Origin of the sequence: Paraburkholderia sp. SIMBA_027 (assembly GCF_046535315.1) — a bacterium.
Taxonomy (GTDB): domain Bacteria; phylum Pseudomonadota; class Gammaproteobacteria; order Burkholderiales; family Burkholderiaceae; genus Paraburkholderia; species Paraburkholderia tropica.
The window spans coordinates 1-262 of sequence record NZ_JAWRWY010000862.1; the positions used below are offsets into that span (position 1 = coordinate 1).

Sequence of the window (262 nt, forward strand, 5' to 3'; positions counted from 1 at the left end):
CGCTGGATCTGCACGGGAAGCCTGTGCGTCAGGTCCACCCACTGCGGGCGGATCTTTCTGGACGCAAGGTAGCTCACCAGCGTTTCGACGTCGGGCGCGGTGCCACCTTTCGGAAGCGACGCCGACCGGAACGATTCCGCCCAACCACGCAAGTGCTCAATCGCCGGCTCGGTGGTCCAGAAGGCGGCGCGTGATTCGTCGTCGGACACTGCGGAGACGGGAGCTGATGGCTGTTTCCTTGCCAGGAACAATGCGCGGATCT

The 262-nt window shown here is 64.1% G+C and carries 1 protein-coding gene; it reads right to left on the minus strand.

Going from position 1 to position 262, the window contains the following annotated elements; genetic code table 11:
- On the minus strand, nt 1–209 hold a 209-nt coding region (locus SB764_RS41535; RefSeq protein ID WP_410866971.1), incomplete at its 3' end, for a hypothetical protein.
- Nucleotides 210–262 lie beyond the last annotated feature (53 nt).